This is a genomic window from Azospirillum agricola (genome assembly GCF_020005195.1).
Classification (GTDB): Bacteria; Pseudomonadota; Alphaproteobacteria; order Azospirillales; family Azospirillaceae; genus Azospirillum; species Azospirillum agricola.
Map to the genome: position 1 here is coordinate 193,120 of NZ_JAIFZR010000007.1, position 24,086 is coordinate 217,205.

The 24,086-nt window shown below is 72.7% G+C and carries 11 protein-coding genes and 1 tRNA gene (1 of these 12 running past the window's edge); 5 read left to right on the forward strand and 7 right to left on the reverse strand.

Going from position 1 to position 24,086, the window contains the following annotated elements; genetic code table 11:
- A protein-coding gene (locus JN22_RS30760; protein WP_085557721.1) for a non-ribosomal peptide synthetase crosses the window boundary here: on the forward strand, positions 1–1,128 show its 3' portion. The gene continues 8,841 nt to the left of window position 1, outside the view; 1,128 of the gene's 9,969 nt are visible here — the last part of the coding sequence; its start codon lies beyond the left edge, outside the window; its stop codon occupies positions 1,126–1,128.
- Positions 1,125–9,797 (forward strand): hybrid non-ribosomal peptide synthetase/type I polyketide synthase, encoded by an 8,673-nt coding sequence (locus JN22_RS30765; RefSeq protein WP_085557722.1) that lies wholly within the window; start codon positions 1,125–1,127, stop codon positions 9,795–9,797. The genes JN22_RS30760 and JN22_RS30765 overlap by 4 nt, the downstream gene beginning before the upstream one ends.
- A gap of 71 nt (positions 9,798–9,868) precedes the next feature.
- On the opposite strand, the gene JN22_RS30770 is transcribed toward JN22_RS30765, so the two are convergent.
- The 6 genes from JN22_RS30770 to JN22_RS30795 form a co-directional block, all read right to left on the reverse strand.
- A complete protein-coding gene (locus JN22_RS30770; RefSeq protein ID WP_085557723.1) occupies positions 9,869–11,677 on the reverse strand; it encodes an ABC transporter ATP-binding protein in 1,809 nt (602 codons plus the stop codon).
- A 680-nt stretch (positions 11,678–12,357) separates the two neighbouring features.
- A tRNA-Gln gene (locus JN22_RS30775) sits at positions 12,358–12,432 on the reverse strand.
- Positions 12,433–12,524: 92 nt separating this feature from the next.
- Positions 12,525–14,633, reverse strand: coding sequence for a hypothetical protein (locus JN22_RS30780; RefSeq protein ID WP_085557724.1), 2,109 nt, complete (start codon positions 14,631–14,633; stop codon positions 12,525–12,527).
- Positions 14,634–17,372 carry a DUF4159 domain-containing protein gene (locus tag JN22_RS30785; protein ID WP_085557725.1) on the reverse strand — a complete coding sequence of 913 codons (2,739 nt, stop codon included), beginning with the start codon at positions 17,370–17,372 and terminating at the stop codon, positions 14,634–14,636.
- A 242-nt stretch (positions 17,373–17,614) separates the two neighbouring features.
- Positions 17,615–18,517 carry a DUF58 domain-containing protein gene (locus JN22_RS30790; RefSeq protein ID WP_085557726.1) on the reverse strand — a complete coding sequence of 301 codons (903 nt, stop codon included), beginning with the start codon at positions 18,515–18,517 and terminating at the stop codon, positions 17,615–17,617.
- A gap of 18 nt (positions 18,518–18,535) precedes the next feature.
- Positions 18,536–19,501 (reverse strand): AAA family ATPase, encoded by a 966-nt coding sequence (locus tag JN22_RS30795; RefSeq protein ID WP_085558008.1) that lies wholly within the window; start codon positions 19,499–19,501, stop codon positions 18,536–18,538.
- 247 nt (positions 19,502–19,748) lie between these two features.
- Between JN22_RS30795 and JN22_RS30800 the strand changes: the two genes are divergently transcribed.
- Genes JN22_RS30800 through JN22_RS30810 form a run of 3 tightly spaced genes read left to right on the forward strand, consistent with a single transcriptional unit; the run spans position 19,749 to position 22,374 of the window.
- On the forward strand, positions 19,749–20,315 hold the full coding sequence (locus JN22_RS30800) for a DUF1285 domain-containing protein (RefSeq protein ID WP_085557727.1): 567 nt from the start codon (positions 19,749–19,751) through the stop codon (positions 20,313–20,315).
- The gene (locus tag JN22_RS30805; protein ID WP_179166316.1) at positions 20,267–21,016 is read left to right on the forward strand and encodes a CoA pyrophosphatase; all 750 of its coding nucleotides are present in this window, start codon (positions 20,267–20,269) and stop codon (positions 21,014–21,016) included. Before JN22_RS30800 ends, JN22_RS30805 begins: the two co-directional genes overlap by 49 nt.
- Before the next feature lie 56 nt (positions 21,017–21,072).
- On the forward strand, positions 21,073–22,374 hold the full coding sequence (locus JN22_RS30810; RefSeq protein ID WP_085557728.1) for a CCA tRNA nucleotidyltransferase: 1,302 nt from the start codon (positions 21,073–21,075) through the stop codon (positions 22,372–22,374).
- A 70-nt stretch (positions 22,375–22,444) separates the two neighbouring features.
- On the opposite strand, the gene JN22_RS30815 is transcribed toward JN22_RS30810, so the two are convergent.
- Positions 22,445–24,067, reverse strand: coding sequence for an ABC-F family ATP-binding cassette domain-containing protein (locus tag JN22_RS30815; protein ID WP_085557729.1), 1,623 nt, complete (start codon positions 24,065–24,067; stop codon positions 22,445–22,447).
- Positions 24,068–24,086: the final 19 nt, after the last annotated feature.

Here is a 24,086-nt window from a genome sequence, read left to right on the forward strand (position 1 = left end):
GAGCGGTTGCAGGTGACGCCGGCGCTGCGGCGGATGTTCGGGGATCTGCCCGGCTGCCGGCTGGTCAACCAGTACGGTCCGACCGAAACCCACGTCGCCACCGCGCTGGTGCTGCCCGACGACCCGGCCGTCTGGCCGGAGCTGCCGCGCATCGGCCGGCCGGTCGCCAACACCGCCGTCCACATCCTCGACGAGGAGGGGCGGCCCTTGCCGCCCGGCGTGCCGGGGCAGCTGTGGATCGCCGGCGCGGCGGTCAGCCACGGCTATCTCGGCCGCCCCGACCTGACGGAAGCCGCCTTCCGTCCCGCCCCCTTCGGACCGAAGTCCCCGGGGGGCATGATGTACGCCACCGGCGACCTCGCCTGCGTCCGCTGGGACGAGGGGGGCGGGCCGCCGGAGATCGACTTCCTCGGCCGCATCGACCAGCAGGTGAAGATCCGCGGCTACCGCATCGAACCCGAGGAGGTCGAGCGCGCCATCGTCGCCCAGGCCCGCGCGCGCGAGGCGGCGGTGGTCGCCTGGGCCGACGACCGCGGCGAGAAGCGGCTGGTCGCCTATTACGTCCCCGCCAGCCCCGAGGCCGCCGACCCGCGCATGGTCCGCGACGGGCTGTCGGCGGTTCTGCCGGATTACATGGTCCCGACCCTGTGGGTGCCGCTGCCGGCCCTGCCGCAGACCCGCAGCGGCAAGATCGACCGCAAGGCCCTGCCGCCGCCCGGCAGCGGCGCCGCCCGGCCGGCCGCCCCCTCGGCCCAGCCCGGCAGCGCCACCGAACGGGCGGTCGCCGAGATCTGGCGGTCGGTCCTGCAAGGGCCGCCGGTCGGGCTGCACGACAATTTCTTCGACCTCGGCGGCTATTCCTTCCTGCTGCTGCGGGTGCTGGCCGAGATCCGGCGGCGCTTCCCCGACGCCGGGCACGTCACCATGGTCGGCCTGTTCGAGCACCCGACGGTCAAGGCCCTGGCCCGCCTGATCGACGGCTCCCGGGAGGGGCCGGCAATCCGCCACCGGGCGGCGGTCCGCGCCGCCCGCCAGGAGGGCCGCGCCCAGGCGCGCGGCCGCCGCACCGCCCTGCGCCACGGGGCGACCGACACCGACACACCGGATTTGGGAGAGAGCACGCGATGACCGCTGGGACGACGACGCCGCGGCCGGAGGCGACGGAGATCGCCATCGTCGGCATGGCCTGCCGCTTCCCCGGCGCTCCCACCATCGCCGGTTTCTGGCGGATGCTGCGCGACGGGGTGGAGGCCATCGCCGACTTCACCGACGAGGACCTGCTGGCGCGCGGCGTCCCGCCGGAGCAGCTCGCCGACCCGGCCTACGTCAAGCGCGGCGCGGTGCTGGACAACATCGAGACGTTCGACGCCGCCCTGTTCGGCTACGCCCCGCAAGAGGCGGCGCTGCTCGACCCGCAGAACCGGCTGTTCCTGGAATGCGCGTGGGAGGCGCTGGAATCCGGCGGCTACGCCGGGGAGACGGAGGGGCGGGACACTGCAAAGCCCGACATCGGCGTCTTCGCCGGGGCGGGGGTCAACACCTACTTCCTCAACAATCTGGCCGGCAACGCCGAGATCCTCGACACCTTCGGCAGCTTCCAGGTGATGCTGGCCAACGACAAGGACTATCTGGCGACGCTGGCCTCGTACAAGCTGAACCTCACCGGACCAAGCGTGACGGTGCAGACGGCCTGCTCGACCTCGCTGGTGGCGGTCCACATGGCCTGCCAGAGCCTGCTGAACGGCGAATGCGATCTGGCGCTGGCGGGCGGCGTCGCGGTCTCCACCCCGCAGGATCTGGGCTACCGGCACCAGGAGGGGATGATCCTCTCCCCCGACGGGCGCTGCCGCCCCTTCGACGCGCAGGCCGCCGGCACCCTGAACGGGGCGGGGGCGGGCGTCGTGCTGCTCCAGCCGCTGGCCGACGCGCTGGCGCAGGGCTCCACCATCCTCGGCATCATCAAGGGCAGCGCCGTCAACAACGACGGCGCCCGCAAGGTCGGCTACACCGCCCCCGGCCCGGACGGGCAGGCCCGCGTCATCGCCGAGGCGCTGGACATCGCCGGCGTGCACCCGGACCAGGTCGGCTACGTCGAGGCGCACGGCACCGCCACCCCGCTCGGCGACCCGATCGAGATCACGGCGCTGACCAAGGCGTTCCGCGCCCGCAGCGGCGCCGTCGGCACCTGCGCGGTCGGTTCGCTGAAGAGCAACATGGGCCACACCGGGGCCGCCGCCGGGGTCGCCGGCCTGATCAAGGCGACGCTCTGCCTGCTGCACCGGCAGATCCCGCCGACCCTGCACTTCCAATCGCCCAACCCGGCGCTCGGCCTCGCCGGCAGCCCCTTCTTCGTCAACGACCGGCTGATCGACTGGGCGGCGGAGCCGGGCAGCCGGGTGGCCGCCGTCAGCTCCTTCGGCATCGGCGGCACCAACGCCCATGTCGTGCTGGCGGAAAACCGCTTCGCTGCCTCTGCCGATGCCGATGCCGGCCGGGATGAGCGGCGCTGGCACATCCTCCCCCTGTCGGCACGCACGCCCGAGGCGCTGGCCCGCATGGCCGCCGACCTGTCCGCCCGGCTGGCCGAGGCCGACGCGCCCGCCCCGGCCGACGCCGCCCACACCCTCCAGACCGGGCGCAGGCTGTTCCCCTACCGTCTCGCCGCCGTCGGCCGCACCGCCGACGAGCTGCGCCGCGCCCTCGGCGACGCCCCCGCCGCAACGGAGGCCAAGGCCGGGCGCGGCGTCACCTTCCTGCTGACCGGCCATGGCGGGCAGTCGGTCGGGATGACCCGCCGCCTCTTCGAGACGGAATCCGTCTTCCGCGAGGCCCTGCGCGAGCGGGCGGCGGCCCTGGCCGCCAGGACCGGCATCGACGCGCTGGCGGTTCTCCACCCCGCCCCCGGCCGCGAGGAGTGGGCGGACCGGCAGTTGCAGCGGATGGGCGTCAGCCAGCCGGCGATGTTCATCGTCCAGATGGCGCTCGCCCGGCTGTGGGCGTCGTGGGGGATCGAGCCCCAGGGGGTGATCGGCCACAGCAGCGGCGAATACGCCGCCGCCTGCCTCGCCGGCATCCTGGCGGAGGAGGACGCCCTGGGGCTGGTCGCGGCGCGCGGCCGGCTGATGGACGAGACCGCCCCCGGCGGCATGGTGGCGCTGCGCAACAGCGAGAGCGAGATCCGCCCCTTCCTCAACGACCGGCTGTCGCTGGCGGTGGTCAACGCCCACGACCTGTGCGTGGTGTCCGGCCATGAGGACGCGCTGGGGGCGTTCCAGGCCCGGCTCGCCGGAATCGGCGTGGAGACGCGCCGGCTCCAGGTGTCGCGGGGAGCCCACTCCTGCACCATGGACAGCATCCTGGCGGCCTTCGCCGAGGCGGCGGGCGCCGTCGCCTACCATCCGCCGCGCATTCCCTACGTTTCCGGCACGACCGGCGGGCGGGTGGACGCGGCGCTGGTCTCGCGGCCCGACTACTGGGTGCGGCACCTGCGCGACGCGGTGCGCTTCGCCGACGGCATCGGCACGGTGCTGGCGGAGTCCGACACGGCACTGCTGGAGATCGGCCCCGGCAACGCGCTCGGTACCTTCGCCCGCGCCCATCCCGGCTTCGATCCGGCGCGGCCGGTGGCGGCCTCGCTTCCCCACCCCCAGCAGCGGCAGGAGGGGATGGAGGAGGATGCCCTCATCGCCCAGTCCCTCGGACGGCTGTGGCAGGCCGGGGTCGCCGTCGATTGGAGCGGTCGCGGGACCGGCCAGGCGCGGCGCAAGGTGCCGCTGCCGACCTACCCGTTCCAGCGTCGCCGCTGCTGGATCGACCCGCCGGAGCCGGCCGCCCTCCCCGGCGCCGTCCCAAGCGCCACGGCCCGCGCGCCCGGCGGCGTCCGCCGCAAGGACGACCCGGCCGACTGGTTCCTCGCCCCGGTCTGGCGCCGCAGCCCGCCGTTCGCGGCCATGACCGGCAACGGGCCGGAGCGGATCCTGCTGTTCACCGGGCCCGCCGGGCCTGACGGGGAAGGGCGGGGGGAAGGGCTGGGCGAAGCACTGGCCGCCCGGCTGGAGGCCGACGGCTGCGCCGTCCTCCGCGTGCGTCCCGGCGACGCCTACGCCCCGCCGGCCGACGGCGCCGCCACCCTGCGCCCCGACAGCCCCGAGGACTACCGCCGCCTGCTGGCCGACATCGGCCCGGCCCCCCGGACGGTCGTCCACGCCTGGTCGCTGATCCAACCGCCGAAGGCGATGGACGACGCGGAGTCGGCGGCCGAGCGGCGGCTCGGCTTCCACAGCCTGTCCCTGCTCGGCCGCGCGCTTGGAGGCGGGGCTCCGCACGACGTCACCGTGCTGACGGCGGGCCTGTTCGACGTGACCGGCGACGAGATCCTGTGCCCGGACAAGAGCCTGATCGCCGGGCCGGCCCTGGTCATCCCGCAGGAATACCCCAGCCTGCGCACCCATCTGATCGACCTCGTGCCGCCCGAACCCGGCAGCTCACACGCCGCGACCGCGGCGCTGGTCGACCGCATCCGCGAGGAGCTGCGGGCCGCCGAACGGCCGGCGCGGCTCTGCCTGCGCGGCGCCCATCGTTGGCTGCCCGATCACGCGCCCCAGCGGCTCGACACCGCCGGCCCGCAACGCCGGGCGCTGCGCCCGCGCGGGGTCTACTTGATCACCGGGGGCCTGGGCGGGCTCGGGCTGGAGATCGCCGGCCATCTGGCGCGCGCGGTCCAGGCCCGGCTGGTGCTGGTCGGCCGCCGCAACCAGCCGGCACGCGCCGACTGGGAGGGCTGGATCGCCACGCACGGCCCCGACGATCCCACCCGCAAGCTCCTCGAACGGTTGCTGGCCTTCGAGGCGGCGGGGGCCGAGATCCGCCTGCACGGCGCCGACGCCGGCCGGCTGGACGCGATGGCGGCGGTGTTCGCCGCGACCGAGGCGGAATGGGGAGCGGTCAACGGGGTGGTCCATGCCGCCGGAGCCATCGGCACGCGCATGCACCAGCCGCTCGACGAGCACGACCCGGCGCAATGCGCCGAGCAGTTCGCCCCGAAGCTGGACGGCGTGCGGGTGCTCGACCGGCTGCTGGCCAGCCGTGCCTCGGAGGGCCGCGCGGTGGATTTCTGCGTGCTGATGTCCTCGATGGCGTCGGTGCTGGGCGGACTGGGCTTCGCCGCCTACGCCGCCGCCAACGCCGCGCTCGACACCGCCGCCCAGCGGGCCGAGCAACGGGATCCCGGCCGCTGGATCGCCATGAACTGGGACAGCTGGCAGGTGCGCGGCGACGACGGGCGCGGGCCGGGCCAGCTTCTGCGCGCGCTGGAGATGTCGGCGGCGGAGGGGCTGGACGCCTTCCTGCGGGTCCTTCATCACGGCACGGCGGCGCAGACCATCGTCACCCGCGGCGACCTGGAGCCGCGCTTGCGGCAATGGGTCGACCTGCCGCCGCGCGAGGAAGCCTCCGCCCCGGAAACGACTCCCGCCGCCCCGGAAACCGGCGGCGACGGGATCCAAAGCGGCATCGCCGCGGTGTGGCGCACGCTGCTCGGCCACGAGCGGATCGGGCCGGACGACAATTTCTTCGATCTCGGCGGCCATTCGCTGCTGGCGACCCAGATGCTTTCCCAGATCCGCCACCGCTTCGGCGTCGCCCTGCCGATGAGCGTCCTGTTCCGCACGCCCACCGTGCGCGCCATGGCCGAAGCCGTGGAGGTGGCGCGGGCGGGCACGGGCACAGGCACGACCGCCGACACCGCCGAGCCTCCCCGCCGGCCGGCCGGGGAACCGGCACCACTGTCCTGGGGCCAGCGCCAGCTCTGGGTCGCCGGACGGCTCGCCCCCGGCAGCGCCGCCTACAACGTGCCGCTGGCGCTGCGGCTGACCGGACGGCTGGATCGCGACGCGCTCGGCCGGGCGCTCGACGAGATCGTCCGCCGCCACGAGGCGCTGCGCACCCGCTTCCCCGTCCACGACTCCGCCCCGCGCCAGGAGATCGCGCCGACTCCCCTGCCCCTGCCCGTGCTGTCCCTGCGTCCTCTCGCCGGCGCCGCGCTGGCGGGTGCCGAGCGGGAGGCGCTGGACGCCGAATCCTCCCGCCCCTTCGACCTGGAGAACGGACCGCCGATCCGCGCCCTCCTGCTGGAAAGCGGGCCCGATGACCATGTGCTGCTGCTGGTGATGCACCACATCGCCACCGACGGCTGGTCGATCAGCCTGCTCATGAAGGAGCTGGTGGCGCTCTACGAGGCCTTCGCGCAAGGCCGTCCCTCGCCGCTGCCCGACCCCGCCGCGCAATACGCCGACTTCGCCCATTGGCAGCGCAACGGGCTGGAGGCCGACACCCTGGCGCGGCAGTCGACCTATTGGCGGGAACGGCTCGACGGGCTGCCCGAGCGCCACGGGCTGCTCGGCGACTTTCCCCTGCCGGCGGAGCGCACGTTCCGCTCCGCCACCGTGACCCTTCCGCTGGGGGCCGACCTCGCCCGCCGGGTCCGCGCCTTCGCCCAGGCCGAGGGGGCGACCCCCTTCATGGTCCTGCTGGCGGCCTTCCACAGCCTGCTGTTCCGCCACACCGGCATCGACGACCAGGCGGTGGCGATCAGCGTCGCCAACCGCACCCGGCACTGGCAGGAGGAGATTTTCGGCTTCTTCGTCAACATGCTGGTGCTGCGGGCGCGGCCCCGGCCCGACACCGGTTTCCGCGCCCTGCTCGACGACGTCCGCAGGACCGCGCTGGAGGCCTACGCCAACCAGGACGTCCCCTTCGAGGCGGTGGTGGAGGCCCTGCGGCCACGGCGGCGGCCCGACCAGCACCCGCTGGCCCAGATCGGCTTCGTCTTGCAGAATCTGCCCTACGAGAGCCGTTCACCGGACGGGCTGGAGATCGGCTTCGTCGAGGCGAGCAAGAACGCCTGCCCCTTCGACCTGCTCTGCTCGATCACGGAAGCGGACACCGGGGCGGGGGGCGACCTCGTCCTCAGCCTGGAATACGCGACCGAGCTGTTCCGCCAGGACAGCATCGAGCGGATGGCCGCGCAGTACCGCACCCTGCTGGACGGCGCGGTCGCCGCCCCCGACACGCCGCTCGCCCGGCTGCCCCTGCTGCCTGCCGACGAGCTACAGGACATTCTGGAGCGCTGGAGCCGCGACCCGGCCCCCATCCCGGCGGGTGTCGTCCCGCCGCCTCCCCCCGCCGCTCCCCACGGCAACGTCGTCGACCTGTTCGACGGCATCGCCGCCGGCCAGCCGGACAGGGTGGCCGTCCGCTTCGGCGAGCGCCGCCTGACCTACGCCGAGCTGAAGCGGAGCGCCGAGCGGGTGGCCACCCATCTCGCTGGCCTCGGCCTGCCCGACCAAGCCCCGGTCTGCGTGGCGATGCCGCGCGCGCCGGAGCTGGTGATCGCCTTCCTCGGCATCCTCAAGGCGGGCAAGGTCTACGCCCCGCTCGATCCGGCGGCGCCGGCCGCCCGGCAGGAGGGCATCCGCGAGGATCTGCGCCACCCCCCGACCCTGACCGCCGATCTGGTCGCCGCGATCCTGTCCGCCCCGCCGCCTTCCGGCCCGATGGCGGCGATGGCGGCTCCTGCGCCCGACGCCCTCGCCTACATCATCCACACCTCCGGCTCGACCGGACGGCCGAAGGGGGCGATGCTGACCCATGGCGGGCTGCTCGCCCTTGCGTTGGAACAGCGCCGGCTGTTCGGCGCGCGGCCGGGCGACCGGGTGCTGCAAATGGCCAGCAGCGGCTTCGACGCCTCGGTGTGGGAATTCGCCATGGCGCTGGGGGCGGGGGCCGAGCTGGTGATGGCCCCGGCCGAGGCGCTGATGCCCGGACCCGGACTGGCTCGGCTTCTCGACGAACAGGCCGTCACCCACCTGACCATCACCCCCTCGGCGCTGGCCGCCCTGCCGCACCGGCCGCTGCCCGCCCTGCGCCTGCTGGTCTCCGCCGGGGCCGCCCTGCCCGCCGACCTCGCCAAGCGGTGGGAGGCGGAGGGGCGCGTCGTCGTCAACGCCTACGGCCCGACCGAGACCACGGTCTGCGCCACGCTCGCCCCTTGCGGAACGGATGGGCGGAAGCCGTTGATCGGCCGCCCGCTCGCCGGCTGGTCGGTCTTCGTCCTCGACCCCGCCGGCAACCCGGTTCCGGCCGGTGTGGCGGGAGAGCTGCACATCGGCGGGGCCGGTCTGGCGCGCGGCTATTGGGAGCGCCCCGAGCTGACCGCCGAGCGCTTCGCCCTTCACCCCCTGGCCGGCGAACGGCTCTACGCCACCGGCGACCGGGTGGCGTTCCGGCGGGGGGAGGACGGCGCCCCGGCCTCCATCGAGTTCCTCGGCCGCATCGACGAGCAGATCAAGGTCCGTGGCTTCCGCGTCGAGCCGGGCGAGATCGAGGCCCATCTCCGACGGCATCCGGCAATCGCCCAGGCGGCGGTGGTCGGCCATCCGCGCCACGAGCCCGGCGACCTCGCCGCCTATCTGGTGCCGAGCCCCGGCGTGCCGGCCGACGGGCTGTCCGCCCGGCTGCGCGCCGACCTGTCGGCGGTGCTGCCCGACTACATGGTCCCCGGCTTCTTCGTGACGCTGGACGCCCTGCCGCTGAACGCCAGCGGCAAGCTCGACCGGGACCGGCTGCCCGACCCGCGCGGCGTCTTCGCCGACGACGAACACCGCCCCCCGCTCGACGCGGTCGAGGCCGCGCTCTGCGCCCTGTGGGAGGCGGTGCTGGGCGTCCCGCGCATCGGAACGGCCACCAGCTTCTTCAACGCCGGCGGCACCTCGCTGCTGGCGGTGGAGACGATCGCGCGGATCGAGCGGGAATTCGGGGTCGCCCTGCCGCTCACCGCCCTGTTCCGGCATCCGACCGTCGGCGCGCTTGCCGTCCTGCTGCGCCGCGACGGCCACAGTGCCGGAAACGGCCGCAATATCGGAGAGGGCGAGGTCTGGTCGCCGCTGGTCCCATTGGCCGGCGGCGATGGGAACGGGGACAATCCCCCCTGCTTCTGGATTCCCGGCGCCGGCGGCAGCGTCATGGCCTTCGCCCCGCTGGCCCGGCATCTGGGCGGCGGACGGCCGGTCTACGGCCTGCAACCCGCTGGTTTGGACGGTCTCGGCCCGCCCGATCCCGACATGGAGGCCATGGCCGATCGCGCGCTGCGGGCGATCCGCGAGGTCCAGCCCCAAGGCCCCTACTGGCTGGGCGGCCACTCCTTCGGGGCGAAGGTGGCCTTCGCCGTCGCCCAGCGCCTGCTGCGCGACGGCGAGACGGTCGAGCGGCTGACCGTCATCGACGGCTATGCCCCCGGCCCCAACCCGCTGGCCGGCACCGCCGCCCTCGGGGAGGCGGACTGGCTGGCGGCGCTGGTGGAGGAGCTGGCGGCCACCGCCGGCCGGCCGCTGGCGGCCGACCGCGACCGCTTCGCCGGGCTGGACGACGACGACGCCGTCGACCGGGCGCTGGCGATGATGCGGGAGCATGGTCTGCCCGCGCTCGGCCGTGCGCATCTGCGCGGGATGCTCCGGGTCATGCGGAGCTGCGCCGGGATGGACTACGCCCCCGCCGACGCCCGGCCGGTCCGCCTGCTGCTGCTGCGGGCGGCGGAGACGCTGGCGCGGCCGGACCGCGACCGCCTGCCGGCCGCGCTGGCCGGTGACGATCTGGGATGGAGCCGCTACAGCGACGGCCCGCTGGCCGCCCGCACGCTGCCGGGCGACCATTTCTCGATCCTGGCCGATCCCTCGGCCCGGCTCATCGCCGGCCATTGGGAGGAGCTGGCGGTGGAAGGGTTCTGCAACGCCGGGGAATGACCCCGGCGGCTCCGGCCCCTGCCTTGCTTCCCGGCCGGCGCCCCGGAAGCCCAGGCGCCGGCCCTCCCTCTTCAGCCGCCGACCCGCCGGCCCGGCTCCGATGCCGACTGCTGTTCGAACAGGCGGCGGTAGAGGCCGGACGGGCGGTGGAGCAGGGCGGCGTGGGTCCCCTCCTCCACCACCCGGCCCTGCTTGAAGACCAGGATGCGGTCCAGGGTACGCACGGTGGACAGGCGGTGGGCGATGATGATGGCCGTGCGCCCCTGCATCAGGCGCTCCATCGCCTCCTGGATCAGCGCCTCCGATTCCGAATCCAGGCTGGAGGTCGCCTCGTCCAGGATCAGGACCGGCGCATCGGCCAGGAAGGCACGGGCCAGCGCCACCCGCTGGCGCTCGCCGCCGGACAGCTTGACGCCGCGCTCGCCGACCAGCGTGGCGTAGCCTTTCGGCAGGCGCCCGATGAAATCATGGGCGTTGGCCAGCCTTGCGGCGCGCTCGATCTCCGCCAGCGTCGCGCCGGGACGGCCGTAGGCGATGTTCTCGGCCAGGGAACGGTGGAAGAGGATCGGTTCCTGCGGGACGATGGCGATCTGCGAGCGCAGCGAGTGCTGGGTCGCCCCGGCCACGTCCTGCCCGTCGATGCGGACCTGCCCGCCGGTCACGTCGTACAGCCGCTGGATCAGCTTCACGAAGGTGGTCTTTCCCGATCCCGAGGGCCCCACCAGCCCGACCCGCTCGCCGGCGCGGATCGTCACCGAGAGGTCGTGGTAGAGCGGCGTCGCATGGCCTCCGTAACGGAAGGTGACGTGGTCGAAGCGCACCTCGCCGGCGGTGATGCGGAGCGGCACGGCGCCCGGCCGGTCCTCCACCCCCAGCGGCTCGGCGTGGATGGCCACCAGCTCCTCCATCTCGTTGATCGAGCGCTGGAGATGGTTGATGTGCATGCCGATGTCGCGCAGATAGCCGTGCACGACGAAATAGGTGGTCAGCACATAGGCGACGTCGCCCGGCGTCGCCTGCCCGCGCCACCACAGCCACAGGGCGGTGGCCACCACGGCGGTGCGGATCAGCAGCAGGATGGCGAGCTGGGCGGTGCTGTGGCGGGTGTGGCGCGTCCAGGTGCGGTTGGTCCGGCGGCTCCATTTGCCGACGATCCGGGCCAGCCGGTCGTCCTCGCGCGGCTCGGCGCCGAACGCCTTGACCACCGCGTTGCAGCCGATGGCGTCGGCCAGCGTGCCGCCCAGCCGGGTGTCCCAGGCGTTGGACAGCCGCGCCGCCGGGGCGATGTAGAGGGTGGCGAAGACGACGGTCAGCCCGATGTAGACCGCCGTCCCCAGCGCGATGACGAGCCCCATCACCGGCCATTGCAGGCCGAGCAGGACCATCGTCCCGGCCAGCACGACCAGCGACGGCCACAGCGCCAGCAGCAGCGTGTCGTTCAGCGTGTCGAGCGCCCACATGCCGCGCGTGATCTTGCGGACGATGGAGCCGGCGAAGCTGTTGGCATGCCAGTCGGTCGAGAAGCGCTGGACCCGGTGGAAGCTGTCCTGGCCGACGTCGGCCATGATGCGCAGGGTCAGCGGGATGACGCCGCTCCAGGCGACGTGACGCAGCACGACCATGCCGGCGCCGAGCGCCACCATGGCGGCGAAGGCGCTCAGGGCGGCGTCGCGCGCCGTCTCCCGATCGGCGGACAGCAGCGCCAGCGCATCGACCAGACGGCCGGCGAACAGCGGCATGAAGACGTCGGCCAGCGTCGCCAGGGCGATGGTGCCGGCGATCCAGGCCACCAGCGGCACCTGACGGCGCCAGTGTTGAAAGGTGAAGGCGAGAACGGCACGGATCGCATCCGTCCGGCCGGATTTTTTCAAGACAGCCATGATCACGTCCGGCGCGACGACACGCCGTCTCCACGGCGGACCGGCCGGGACGCAGCCATGGCTATGGCGCGTTCAGGGCCGGACGGCACCGTCCAATGAATGGGAATATCGATGACCGTTGCCGGGCTCAAGCAGCCCGCGGTCGGACCTCGCGGTCGGACGACCTAACGGTTGGCCGGTGTGGGAGATTTCAGCAGGCATTTCGAACGCATGCGGCCCCCCAACTTCCAAAAGAAAACCGGATCGTTTGCTTAGCAGGGTTGGCCGCTCGCGCCAATATGCCTTTTGTAATAGGCAAGCGTTCCGCCGATGCGTTCCGAATCGGCAGGAGTCCGTTTTTACGCGCTTGATGGATGACACCCCGGCGATGTCCCACGACCTTCTTGCCTGACAAGGCTGCAATCTGGAGCTGTTCTGAATTCCGGCCCTTGGGGTGTGGCTGTGCATCCACCCTGTTTGAGCGGGCATCCCGGCACCGGCAGTGGAAACCCGCCCCACCATGTTTTTGATGGCGGTGAAAAAGGTTCGGCCGTCCTACGCCCTCGTCTTCCACAGCTCCGATGCGACCGAGCAGCCTCCAGGCTGCCCGCCAGCCGTCCATTCGAACGACCGTCATGGCAATGGCGGCGAAACCGAAGCCGTTGTTGTTTCAGCTTTAAATTTTCTGGGGAGCTGGAAATTGGCTGGGGCGCCAGGATTCGAACCTGGGAATGGCGGTACCAAAAACCGCTGCCTTACCGCTTGGCGACGCCCCAACCGTCACGGCGATCAGTCATCGCCGGAAGGAGCGGCACCATAGACGGAGAGGCCGCCAAGCGCAACAGGCTGCGAATGAAAAATTTCACGCTCAGCGTCCCTCCCGCCGCCACGCCATCAGCATCGCGCCCAGGACCAGCGCCAGCACCGCGCCGACCGGCAGCAAAGGCGTATCGGTCACTCCGGTCACCGTGAAGTCGCCGTTGGCGCGCAGGCCGATCCAGCCCGAGCCGGTCTGGTCGCGGTCGGGACGGGTGCGGCGGACCTCGACGCCCGGACGCGGGCCGGTCGCGGTGTCGACGATCCAGTGGACACCGCCGCCCGTCGCCTCGGTCACCGGAGCCATGCGGTCGCCGGTGGTGCGGACATCGGCCAGTTCGGGCGGGTTCACCGCCCCCACCACCGCCAGCGCCGTCCGCTCGCCGTCGGAGATGCGGTAGATGCCGGGAGCGCTCGCCGTCACCGTGGCGACGGCGCGGCCGGTCCGGTCGTCGGTCAGGGTCAGCGGACTGGTTTCGTCGGATGGTGAGGTCAGCGTCACCGGGCGCGGGTCGGGCTCCAGCGAGCGGCGCTCCACCGTGATGCGGTTGCCGTCGACCCGCGCGCGCAGGTCGTTCTCCTCAAGCTCCGGCTCCTTCATCAGCCAGTGGGCCAGACGGCGCAGCAGCTCGGCCTGCGGGCCGCCACCCTCGAAACCGCGGCTCCACAGCCAGATCTGGTCGGAGGCGAGCTGCGCCACCCGGCCCTTGCCGACACGGTCGAGCACCAGCAGCGGCCGCTCGTCGGCCCCCTGCATCACCACCGCGCCGCCGTTCGGCGTCACCTCCACCTGATGGAACCAGCGGCCCCATTGCGGGGCGGAATCGGCGCCCTGGTCGCCGGGCAGGCCGGCGGTGACGGGATGACGGCGGCCGGTCTCGGTCACGCTCGGCAGAAAGGGGCGGTCGATGGTCTGGCCGGTCGGGGCCGCCGGCAGGATCGAGCCGAGCGGCGTGCGGTAGAGCGACAGCGGCGTCGCGTAGCCCTGCCCGGAAGCCTCCAACAGGGCACCACCCTTGCGGACATACTCGGCGATGTTCTCCAGATACATCTGCGGCAGCACACCGCGCCGGCGGTAGCGGTCGAAGATGATCAGGTCGAACTCGTCGAGCTTGACCTCGAACAGCTCGCGGATCGGGAAGGCGATCAGCGAGAGCTCGCGGATCGGCGTGCCGTCCTGCTTCTCGGGCGGACGCAGGATGGTGAAATGCACCAGATCGACCGAGGGGTCGGCCTTCAGCAGGTTGCGCCACGTCCGCTCGCCGGCGTGCGGCTCACCGGAGACAAGCAGCACCCGCAGCCGGTCGCGCACCCCATTCACCACCACCGCGGCGCGGTTGTTGGCCAGCGTCAGTTCCTGCCGCGCCGCCTCGACCTCCAACTCCAGCACATTCTGGCCGCCGTGGGTGACCGGCAGGTCGATGCGGATGTCGCGGCCGACCGGCACGCGGATGCTGCGCGGGGCACCGCCGTCCTGGCGCAGCGTCACCGCCGCGTCGGCGGACTGGCGGCCCGGCATGTCGTCGACGCGGATCGTCAGATCGACCGGCTTGCCGACGAGGCCGTAGCTCGGCGCCTGGACGATGGCGATGCGGCGGTCGCCCTCGTCGCGGTCGCCGGTCAGCAGCGTGTGGATCGGGCCGATCTCGGCCAGCTTGGCGACGTTTTCCGGGATGTCGTGGATCTGGCCGTCGGTGATCAGCACGGCGCCGGCCATGCGGCGGCGCGGCACGTCGGCCATCGCGCGGTTCAGCGCGTCGAACAGGTGCGTCTCGTTGATGGCGGTGGCGTCGCCCGCCCCGTCGCCGGCCCGCACGACGCGCAGCTCCAGATCGTCGAACGCCTTCAGCCGCTCGGTCAGTCCGGCCAGCGCCTGTTCGGCGCGCACCCGGCGGTCGCCGATGGCCTGGCTCGGCGAATCGTCGACGACGATGACCGCGACGTCCTTGATCGGCTCGCGCTTCTCCTGGACCAGCGAGGGGTTGATGAGGGCCAGCGCCAGCACCAGCACGGCCAGCAGGCGCAGCGCCACGCCGCGCGCCCGGCGGAACGCCGCGACCAGCACCACCAGCAGCGCCACGCCGAGCAGCGGGCCCAGCAAGGCCCAGGGCAGCAGCGGCGCCAACGCGACGGAGGTGCCGGAGAACAGATCGACGGGCATCTACTGTCCAAGCCTTTCCAGGATGGCGGGGACATGGACCTGATCGGCCTTATAATTGCCGGTCAGCGCGTACATCACCAGATTGACCCCGAAACGATAGGCCATCTCCCGCTGCCGTTCCCCACCCGGAACGACGGCGAACAAAGGTTGGCCGGTGCGGCCGACCGCCCAGGCGGCGGCCCAGTCGTTGCCGCCGATCACCACCGGCGAGACACCGTCGTTGGCCGGCCCCTCGCGCGCCTCGATCCACAGCTCGCCGCCGGCCGAGCGGCCGGGGAAATCCGCCATCAGATAGAAGGACTTGCGCAGCACATGGTCGGGCGGCACCGGGGCCAGCGGCGGGATGTCGAGCCCGTCGACCAGCCGTTGCAGCACCGCCGAGCCGCCGCCGGGCGACTGGTCGCGGGTGTCGAACAGGATGGTCCCGCCGCCGCGCAGATAGGCGTTGACGCGGGTGCGCGCCTGATCGGTGAGCGGCCGTTGCTGGTCCGAAACGGGCCAGTAGAGCAGCGGGAAGAAGGCCAGCTCGTCACGTTCGGGATCGACGCCGACGGCGCCCATCGTCTCGACCGCCGTGCGCAGGTTCAGCACGCCGACCAGCCCCTCCAGCCCGGCGCGGGCGGTGTCGTCGACCGTTCCGTCCCCGGTCTGAACGTAGGCGAGGTAGGTTTCCGCCGTGACCTTGACGGACTGCTCGTCGTCGGCGGCGCGGGCGGTGCCGACGGGGGCCGCCGTGAGCGCCACGGCCAGCAGCAGGCCGGCGGCGGTCGCCCCGCCGGCCCCGCGCGCGGTCGGGCGCAGGGTCGGGCGGCCGAGCAGGCCGCGCAGGGCCAGCGCGATCAGCAGGTCGACGGTCAGCAGCGCCAGCGCGACGCCCAGCAGAGTCGGTTTCAACGGCACCTCCCCCCGGCCGCCATAGCCGGACCGGGCGACCCCGCCGGGCAAGGCGCCGAGCGGCTCGATCCTCGTGACGGCGGACGACAGGTTCAACGCGCGCCGCGCGTCGTCGGTCCCGTAGAAGCCCGGCGGGTGGCGCGGGCCGATCACCGAGGCGGTCGCGTTGCCGGGGATCGGGAAGGCGGTCGGCGGCGGCGGCACGAGGCGGCCGGTGCCGTCGAGCAGTTCCACCGGGTCAAGCGACGCCGTCGGCGCGGCGCCGGTGACACCGCCGCTGAGCGCGACCAGCCGACGCAACATGTCGACGAACAGGCCGGACAGCGGCAGGTTCGACCAGTCCGGGCTGGCGGTTGTGTGGACCAGCACGATCCAGCCGTCGCCGCGCTTCTCCGACGTCACCAGCGGCGTGCCGTCGGCCAGCCGCGCCCAGGTCCGCTCGGCCAGATCGAGCGCCGGCTCAGCCAGCACCTGCCGGTTGACCTGGACGTCGGGGGGAATCGCCAGCCCCTCGAACGGGGTCTTGGGCGGGAAGGGCTGGAGCTTGGCCGGCTCCGACCAGGACAGGGCCCCGCCCAACGCGCGGTCGCCGATGCGCAGCCGCACCGGCACGAGCTGGTCGGCGTGCTGGGCCAGACGCGGGCCGGCGAAGCGCAGCAGGACGTTGCCCTTGCGCACCCACTCCTCGACGCCCTGCGCCTCGCCGGCGGTCAGGGCGCCGATGTCCGACAGGATCAGCACGGCGAGGTCGCGCTTGAGCAGGTCGAGCGTGCTGCCGCGCCGCACCTCGTTGAAGGGCGACAGGGCGCGGTCGAGGTAATAGAGGTCGGAGAGGAGCGGCTGGCTTTCCCCCTCCGGCCGACCGGAGACGAGGCCGACCGGGCGGCGGCGCCAGCGCTCGTCGAGCAGCACGGTGGCCCCGGCGGTGGTGTCGCCCTCGACGCGCAAGCTGGCGGCGTCGTTGCGCAGCTCGGTCGGCACGTCGAGCCGGACCTCGCGGGTCGTCTGGCCGGGCTCGAAGGCCACGGTCTGGCGGGTCAGCAGACGGCCGTCGGCGGCGCTCAGCCGCACGGTGACGGGTTCGGGGCGGGACGGGTCGGCGCGGGTGACGCGGGCGGTCAGCGCGGTGCCCTCGGTCGCTGGAGGCAGCAGGAGGTGCGGCGGCTTCTCGGCGGAATCGTCGAGGATTTCGGCGGAGCCCAGCCGTTGCAGCGCCTCGGCCAACGCGCGGGCCGACGGGTCGCCCAGCCCGTCGCTGAGCCAGACCGCGTGGACGGACCCTTGCAGGGTACGCTGACCGGCCAGCGCGCGGACGGACTCCAGCGCGGCGGCACGGTCGGTCGGCCAGGGCTGCGGTTCCAGCGCCTGGGCGAGACGCCGCGCCTCGGGCGCCGGCAGGACCGGAGACGGCTGCGGCTTCTCGCCGCCGGCCGGCGGGGCGGTGGTCAGCAGGACGACCGGGCGGGTCTGGCGGTCGGCCTGGGCGATCAGCTCGTCCATCGCGCGCTTGCGGGCCGGCCAGTCGCGGCCGGCGGCCCAGCCGTTGTCGACGACCAGCAGCAGCGGCCCGCCGCCGGGCAGCGCCGCGCGCGGGTTCAACAGCGGGCCGGACAGGGCAAGGATGACCAGGGCAGCGACGATCAGGCGCAGCAGCAGCAGCCACCAGGGGGTGCGGGCCGGCGTCTCCTCCGCCGCCGTCAGGTCGCGCAGCAGGCGGATGGCGGGGAAGCGCACCGTGCGCGGAGCCGGCGGCGTGACGCGCAGCAGCCACCACAGCACCGGCAGGGCGGCCAGCGCGGTCAGGACCCAGGGGGCGGCGAAAGCGATCGGTGCGAAGCCCAGCATTGGCGGCGGTTCTTACCTGGGGGAAGGCTGGTGGTGGGGTTTGTGGGATGATGGCGTTCGATCCGTAGGCGCTGGAAAGCCCCTCTCCCCTCGCGGGAGAGGGGTTGGGGTGAGGGGGAGCCGGCGCCAGCCGGCCAGAAATACCCTTGTCCTTTCCGCCTGCGGCGGAATCCCCCTCATCCCACCCCTTCTCCCGCGAGGGGAGAAGGGCTTCCTGGAACGCTTGAGTGTTCGCCCCCCGCTCACACCGGCTCCTGCGCCAGCGCGCCCCACAGGGCGAGCAGGGCGGTCTGCGGCGGACGATCGGTGCGGTGGGTGGCGAAGCTCCAGCCGGTGGTGCGGGCCAGCGCCGACAGCCCGTCGCGCTGCGCCTGCAAGCGCTCGCGGTAGGCCTCGCGCACCGCCTCGACGCGGGGAACCAGCAGACCCGCCTCGTTCTCCAGCCCCTCGAAGGCGACCCGGCCGTCGTAGGGCAGGGTTTCCTCGGCGGGATCGAGCACCTGGACCAGATGGCCGCGCAGCCCCCGCCCGGCCAGACCGGTGACGGCGGCGTGAATCTCGGGCAGCGGCGACAGCAGGTCGCCGATCAGCACCACCTGGGCGTGGCGGGGCAGCGGCTCGACCCGCGGCAATGGCTCCGGCGCCGCGGCGGCCTGCGGGTCGGCCATCAGGCGGGCCAGACGGTCGACCGCCGACTTGCCGTGGTCGGGCCGCGTCCCGCTGTTGAGCAGCGCCACCCGCTCGCCACCGCGCGCCAGCAGCACGGCGGTGGCGAGCGTCAGCAGGTCGGCGCGCTCGCGCTTGGTCGGCAGGCCGGCGGCCGAACGGAAATCCATCGAGGCCGAGCGGTCGCGCCACAGCCAGACGCTCTGCGCCGCCTCCCACTCGTTCTCGCGGACATAGACCGGCTGGGTCTTGGCCGACTGGCGCCAGTCGATCATCGACGGGGCGTCGCCCGGCTGGTAGCGGCGGAACTGCCAGAAGGTCTCGCCCAAACCCACCCGGCGCCGGCCATGGACGCCCTGCGCCACCGTCGCCGCCACCCGCTCCGCCGCGACCAGCAGCGGCGGCAGGGCGGAGGCCAGCTCCTCCGCCCGGTGGCGGGCCAGCAGCGTCGTGGTTTGCGGGGCGGGGCTTCGCGGCATCGGCTGTCCAGTGGAAGGTTAAGCGAGCGGCGCGCAGAGGCGGTCGATGACGTCGTCCAGCGTCACCCCGTCGGCGCGCGCGGCGAAGTTCAGCGCCATGCGGTGCTTGAGGATCGGCTTGGCGAGCGCCACCACGTCGTCGAGCGAGGGCGCCAGCCGGCCATCGAGCACGGCGCGGGCGCGGGCGGCGAGCATCAGCGCCTGGCTGGCGCGCGGTCCCGGCCCCCAGGCGACGTGGCGTCGCACCTCGACCAGATCGGAGCTGTCGGGACGGCCGCGCCGCACGAGGTCGAGGATGCCGTCGACCACGCTCTCGCCCACCGGCACGCGGCGGACCAGCCGTTGGGCAATCTGGAGGTCGGCGGCGGACAGCACCGTCACCGCGCGCTCGTCGGCGGCGCCGGTGGTGGCGATCATCATCCGGCGCTCGGCCTCGCGGTCGGGGTAGTCGACGTCGATCTGCATCAGGAAGCGGTCGAGCTGCGCCTCGGGCAGCGGGTAGGTGCCCTCCTGCTCCAGCGGATTCTGGGTCGCCAGCACATGGAAGGGCTGCGGCAGCGGGTGGTACTGGCCGGCGACCGAGACGCGGTGCTCCTGCATCGCCTGCAACAGCGCCGACTGGGTGCGCGGGCTGGCGCGGTTGATCTCGTCGGCCATCAGCAGCTGGCTGAACACCGGGCCGGGCAGGAAGCGGAAGGAACGGCGGCCATTCTCGCCCTCCTCCAGCACCTCCGACCCCAGGATGTCGGCGGGCATCAGGTCGGGCGTGCACTGGATGCGCTTTTCGGCGAGGCCGAGCACGGTGCCGAGCGTCTCGACCAGCCGCGTCTTGGCGAGGCCGGGAACGCCGATCAGCAGGACGTGGCCGCCGGCCAGCAGCGTGACCAGCGTGCGGTCCACCACCTCCTGCTGGCCGAAGATGATGCGGCCGATGCGCTCGCGGACCAACCCCAGCCGGTCGCCAAGCGCCTCGATCTCCGCCATCAGGCGCTGGGGGTCCTCCGTGGCGGCCGTGACGGCGGAGGTGGGGGAATGGCCCCGCAGGCTGTCCTGTGCGCTCACGATCCGCAGCTCCCTGTCTGTTGGGCCTTTTGGCGGTTGGGCCTGTTGTCACTGAAGACTGTTCGAGGCGGGGTCCGATAACCAAATCCAGAAAAGCCAACTCTAGTGGACCTAACGGCCGAGTGTGGCGAAAATACGTAACGGTGAAGCGGCAAAACGGGTCAGTTCCATGAAGGTCGGTGGCGAAGGCACGAATGGCAAGCGCGCAGATGGCGCAGAGGGAACGATCCCCCTACCCCCGCGTATACCGACGGAGGAATCGTACGACATACGCATTGCGCGTGACGGCACCTGGTTCCACAATGGCGACCCGATCCGCAGGATCGAACTGGCGAAGCTGTTTTCCACCGTCCTGAAACGGGACGACGCGGGGGATTACTGGCTGATCACCCCGGCCGAGCGCGGCCGGATCGTGGTCGAGGATTCACCCTTCGTCGCCGTGGAGATGACGGTGTCGGGCAGCGGCGCCGACCAGATCCTGGCCTTCCGCACCAACCTCGACCACTGGGTCGAGGCCGGTCCCGACCACCCGATCCGCGTCGCCGACCATCCTGAAACCGGAGAGCCGTCCCCCTACATAGAAATCAAGAGCCGTCTGGACGCGCGCATTCTGCGGCCCGTGTTCTACGACATGGTCGAACGCGGAGAGACGCGGCGAACCGAGACCGGCGAGACCGAGGTGGGTGTATGGAGCAACAAGGTCTTCTTCGCGCTGGGCAGGCTGCCTGGCGACTGACGCTGGAGGATGTCCGGCGGCGCTTCCCGGCCAATCAGGCCAAGGGGCATCCGGGCGGGGCGCCGCACCCGATCAAGATCCGGGGCGACCACGACCTCAATCCGGGCTTCGGCCCGCCGCCCGGCGGCCTGCGCGAGGCCGCCGTGCTGGTGCCGCTGGTCGACCGGACCGACGGGCCGACCGTGATCTTCACCCAGCGCACCGCGACGCTGACCGCGCACGCCGGGCAGATCAGCTTCCCCGGCGGCCGCATGGAGCCGGAGGACGAGAGCCCGGAGGACACCGCGCTGCGCGAGACCGCCGAGGAGATCGGGCTGGAGCGCGGGCGGATCGAGATCGTCGGCCGGCTCGACACCTACGTGACGCGGACCGGCTTCCGGGTGACGCCGGTGGTCGGCGTGGTGACGCCGCCCTTCATCCTCACCCCCGACCCGACCGAGGTGGCGGAGGTCTTCGAGGTGCCGCTGTCCTTCATCCTCGACCCGGCCAACCCGCAGCGCCACAGCCGGGAATTCCTCGGCAAGCCGCGCTTCTTCTACGCCTTCCCCTACGAGCAGCGCTACATCTGGGGGGCGACCGCCGGCATGCTGGTCAACCTCCGCGACGTGCTGGGGGCGGCGCTGGAGCGGGCGTCCTCGGAACTGGGGGCGGAACTGGGGGCGGATCAGGCAGCGGACCGGGCGGCCCGGCAGGAAGGCTAGTTTCCCGTGCCGATGTTTCCCGTGCCGTGCCGCCGCCGATCGGGTAGCGTCGCGCCATGACCGTCGCCGCCCGCCTCGCGCCGCAACCCTGGATGACCGCCACCGAAAGCCGCGCCGTGATCGCGGCGCTCGCCGCCGGGGGCGCCGACGCGCGCTTCGTCGGCGGCTGCGTGCGCGACGCGTGGCTCGGCCGCCCGGTCAAGGACATCGACATCGCCACCCACGCCGAGCCGGAGCGGGTGATGGAGCTGCTGGCCGCCGCCGGCATCCGCGCCATCCCGACCGGCATCGCCCACGGCACCGTCACCGCCCTGGCCGGCGGCAAGCCCTACGAGATCACCACGCTGCGCCGCGACGTCGAGACGTTCGGCCGTCACGCGCGGGTCGAGTTCACCGACGACTGGATCGAGGACGCGGCGCGGCGCGACCTGACGATGAACGCGCTGAGCTGCACCCCCGACGGGCTGGTCCACGACCCGTTCGGCGGGCTGGCCGACATGGCGGCCGGGCGGGTGCGCTTCGTCGGCGACGCCCGGCGCCGCATCGAGGAGGACGTGCTGCGGCTGCTGCGCTTCTTCCGCTTCCACGCCCATTACGGGCGCGGCGAGCCGGACGCCGAGGCGCTGGCCGCCTGCGTCGCGCTGGCGCCCCGCCTGCCGTCCCTGTCGGGCGAGCGGGTGCGCGGCGAGTTGTTCCGCCTGCTGACCGCCCCCGGCGCCGCCTCGATCTGGCGGCTGATGATCGACCGGGGGGTGATGGCGCATCTGCTGCCCTTGGCGGCGGCGACCGACCGGCTGGAGCGTCTGGCCCGGCTGGAGCACGATCTGGAGATCGCGCCCGACCCGACCCGCCGCCTCGCCGCCGTGCTGGAGGCGGACCGCGCCGGCGCCCTGGCGGTGGCGGAGACCCTGCGCCTGTCCAACAGCGAGCGCGACCGCCTGGCCGCCCTGGTCGAGCCGCCGGCGTCGCTGGCGGTCTCCGACGATCCGGTGAAGCGCCGGCAGGCGCTCTACCGGATCGGCGACGCGGACCTCTACCGCGACCTCATGCTGATGGCGGCGGTGGCCGGAGTCGGGGCCGGAGTCGGGCCGCTCGACCTGACGCTGCTGCGCGCCGCCCTCGCCACAGCCGCCGACCTGCCGGCGCTGCGGTTGCCCGTCGCCGGGCGCGATCTGCTGGCGCTGGGGCTCGGGCGCGGCCCCGAGGTCGGCCGGCTGCTGAAGGCGGTCGAGGCGTGGTGGATCGCCGAGGATTTCCGGCCGGGCCGGGAGGATTGCCTCGCCCACGCCCGGCGGGAAATGGCCGCCCTGCCTTCCGGCGTCGCGCAAGCGCCGCCTTCGGTTCCGGCAGGGCCATGAAGAGGCCGACCGGACACCGACGGTCCGGCCCGGCCTCCCGCCGCCGTCCGGCACACCGCCTTACGCCGGATCAGCCATGCAATCCGGGCGCCTCCTGCCCGGTGCTCGCCACATACTCCGTGTAGCCGCCGCCATATTGGTGGATGCCGTCCGGCGTCAGTTCCAACACCCGGTTGGACAGCTTCGCCAGGAAGTGACGGTCGTGCGACACGAACAGCATGGTGCCCTCGTAGGCGGCCAGCGCCGTGATCAGCATCTGCTTGGTGTCGAGGTCGAGGTGGTTGGTCGGCTCGTCGAGCACCAGGAAATTCGGCGGGTTGAACAGCATGATCGCCATCACCAGGCGGGCCTTCTCGCCGCCGGACAGGACCCGGCACTTCTTCTCCACGTCGTCGCCCGAGAAGCCGAAGCAGCCGGCCAGCGCCCGCAGCGCGCCCTGGTTCGCCTGCGGGAAGGAGGCCTCCAGCGACTCGAACACCGTCTGGTCGCCGTCCAGCAGCTCCATGGCGTGCTGGGAGAAATAGCCCATCTTCACGCTGCCGCCGACGGTGACGGTTCCGGAATCCGGCTGGGTCGAGCCGGCGATCAGCTTCAGCAGCGTCGACTTGCCGGCGCCGTTGACACCCATGACGCACCAGCGCTCCTTGCGGCGGATCGTCAGGTCGAGCCCCTGGTAGATGGTCCGGCCGCCATAACCCTTGTGCACGTTCTTGAGGACGGCGACGTCCTCACCCGAGCGCGGTGCCGGGGGGAAATCGAAGGCCACGACCTGCCGGCGCTTGGGCGGCTCGACGCGCTCGATCTTGTCGATCTTCTTCACCCGGCTCTGCACCTGGCTGGCGTGCGAGGCCCGCGCCTTGAAGCGCTCGATGAACTTCAGCTCCTTGGCCAGCATGGCCTGCTGCCGTTCGAACTGGGCCTCCTGCTGCTTCTCCTTCAGCGCGCGCTGCCGCTCGTAGAACTCGTAGTCGCCGGAGTAGCTGCTCAGCGAGCCGTCGTCGATCTCGATGATCTTGGTGACGATCCGGTTCATGAACTCGCGGTCGTGCGAGGTCATCAGCAGGGCACCCTCGTAGCCCTTCAGGAAGCCCTCCAGCCAGATCAGGCTTTCGATGTCCAGATGGTTGCTCGGCTCGTCGAGCAGCATGGCGTCGGGCCGCATCAGCAGGATGCGGCCGAGCGCCACACGCATCTTCCAGCCGCCCGACAGGCCGCCGACGTCCCCGTCCATCATCTCCTGGCTGAAGCTGAGCCCGGCCAGCACCTCGCGCGCCCGGCCCTCCAGCTCGTAGCCGCCCAGCTCCTCGAAGCGGGCCTGGACCTCGCCGTAGCGCTCGATGATGGCGTCCATCTCGTCGGCGCGGCCGGGGTCGGCCATGGCCGCCTCCAGCTCCGCCAGCTCCGACGCCACGAGGCTGACCGGCCCGGCCCCATCCATGACCTCCGCGACCGCGCTGCGGCCCGACATCTCGCCGACGTCCTGGTTGAAATAGCCGATCGTGACCTGCTTCTCGATCGCCACCTGGCCCGCGTCCGGCAGTTCCTCGCCCGTGATCATCCGGAACAGAGTCGTCTTCCCGGCGCCGTTGGGGCCGACGAGTCCCACCTTCTCGCCCCGGTTCAGCGCGGCGGAGGCGTCCAGGAAGAGGATCCGGTGGCTGTTGTGCTTGCTGATGTTGTCGAAACGAATCATGTCCGGCTGGCTTCCCGTG

What these genes read in the sequence shown, in the direction of transcription:
- JN22_RS30790 (WP_085557726.1), bottom strand. Translation starts at nt 18,517, where the DNA reads ATGCCGCGAAGCCCCGCCCCGCAAACCACGACGCTGCTGGCCCGCCAC.
- JN22_RS30780 (WP_085557724.1), bottom strand. Translation starts at nt 14,633, where the DNA reads ATGCCCGTCGATCTGTTCTCCGGCACCTCCGTCGCGTTGGCGCCGCTG.
- JN22_RS30765 (WP_085557722.1), top strand. Translation starts at nt 1,125, where the DNA reads ATGACCGCTGGGACGACGACGCCGCGGCCGGAGGCGACGGAGATCGCC.
- JN22_RS30800 (WP_085557727.1), top strand. Translation starts at nt 19,749, where the DNA reads ATGAAGGTCGGTGGCGAAGGCACGAATGGCAAGCGCGCAGATGGCGCA.
- JN22_RS30815 (WP_085557729.1), bottom strand. Translation starts at nt 24,067, where the DNA reads ATGATTCGTTTCGACAACATCAGCAAGCACAACAGCCACCGGATCCTC.
- JN22_RS30770 (WP_085557723.1), bottom strand. Translation starts at nt 11,677, where the DNA reads ATGGCTGTCTTGAAAAAATCCGGCCGGACGGATGCGATCCGTGCCGTT.
- JN22_RS30810 (WP_085557728.1), top strand. Translation starts at nt 21,073, where the DNA reads ATGACCGTCGCCGCCCGCCTCGCGCCGCAACCCTGGATGACCGCCACC.
- JN22_RS30795 (WP_085558008.1), bottom strand. Translation starts at nt 19,501, where the DNA reads ATGGCGGAGATCGAGGCGCTTGGCGACCGGCTGGGGTTGGTCCGCGAG.
- JN22_RS30785 (WP_085557725.1), bottom strand. Translation starts at nt 17,372, where the DNA reads ATGCTGGGCTTCGCACCGATCGCTTTCGCCGCCCCCTGGGTCCTGACC.
- JN22_RS30805 (WP_179166316.1), top strand. Translation starts at nt 20,267, where the DNA reads ATGGAGCAACAAGGTCTTCTTCGCGCTGGGCAGGCTGCCTGGCGACTG.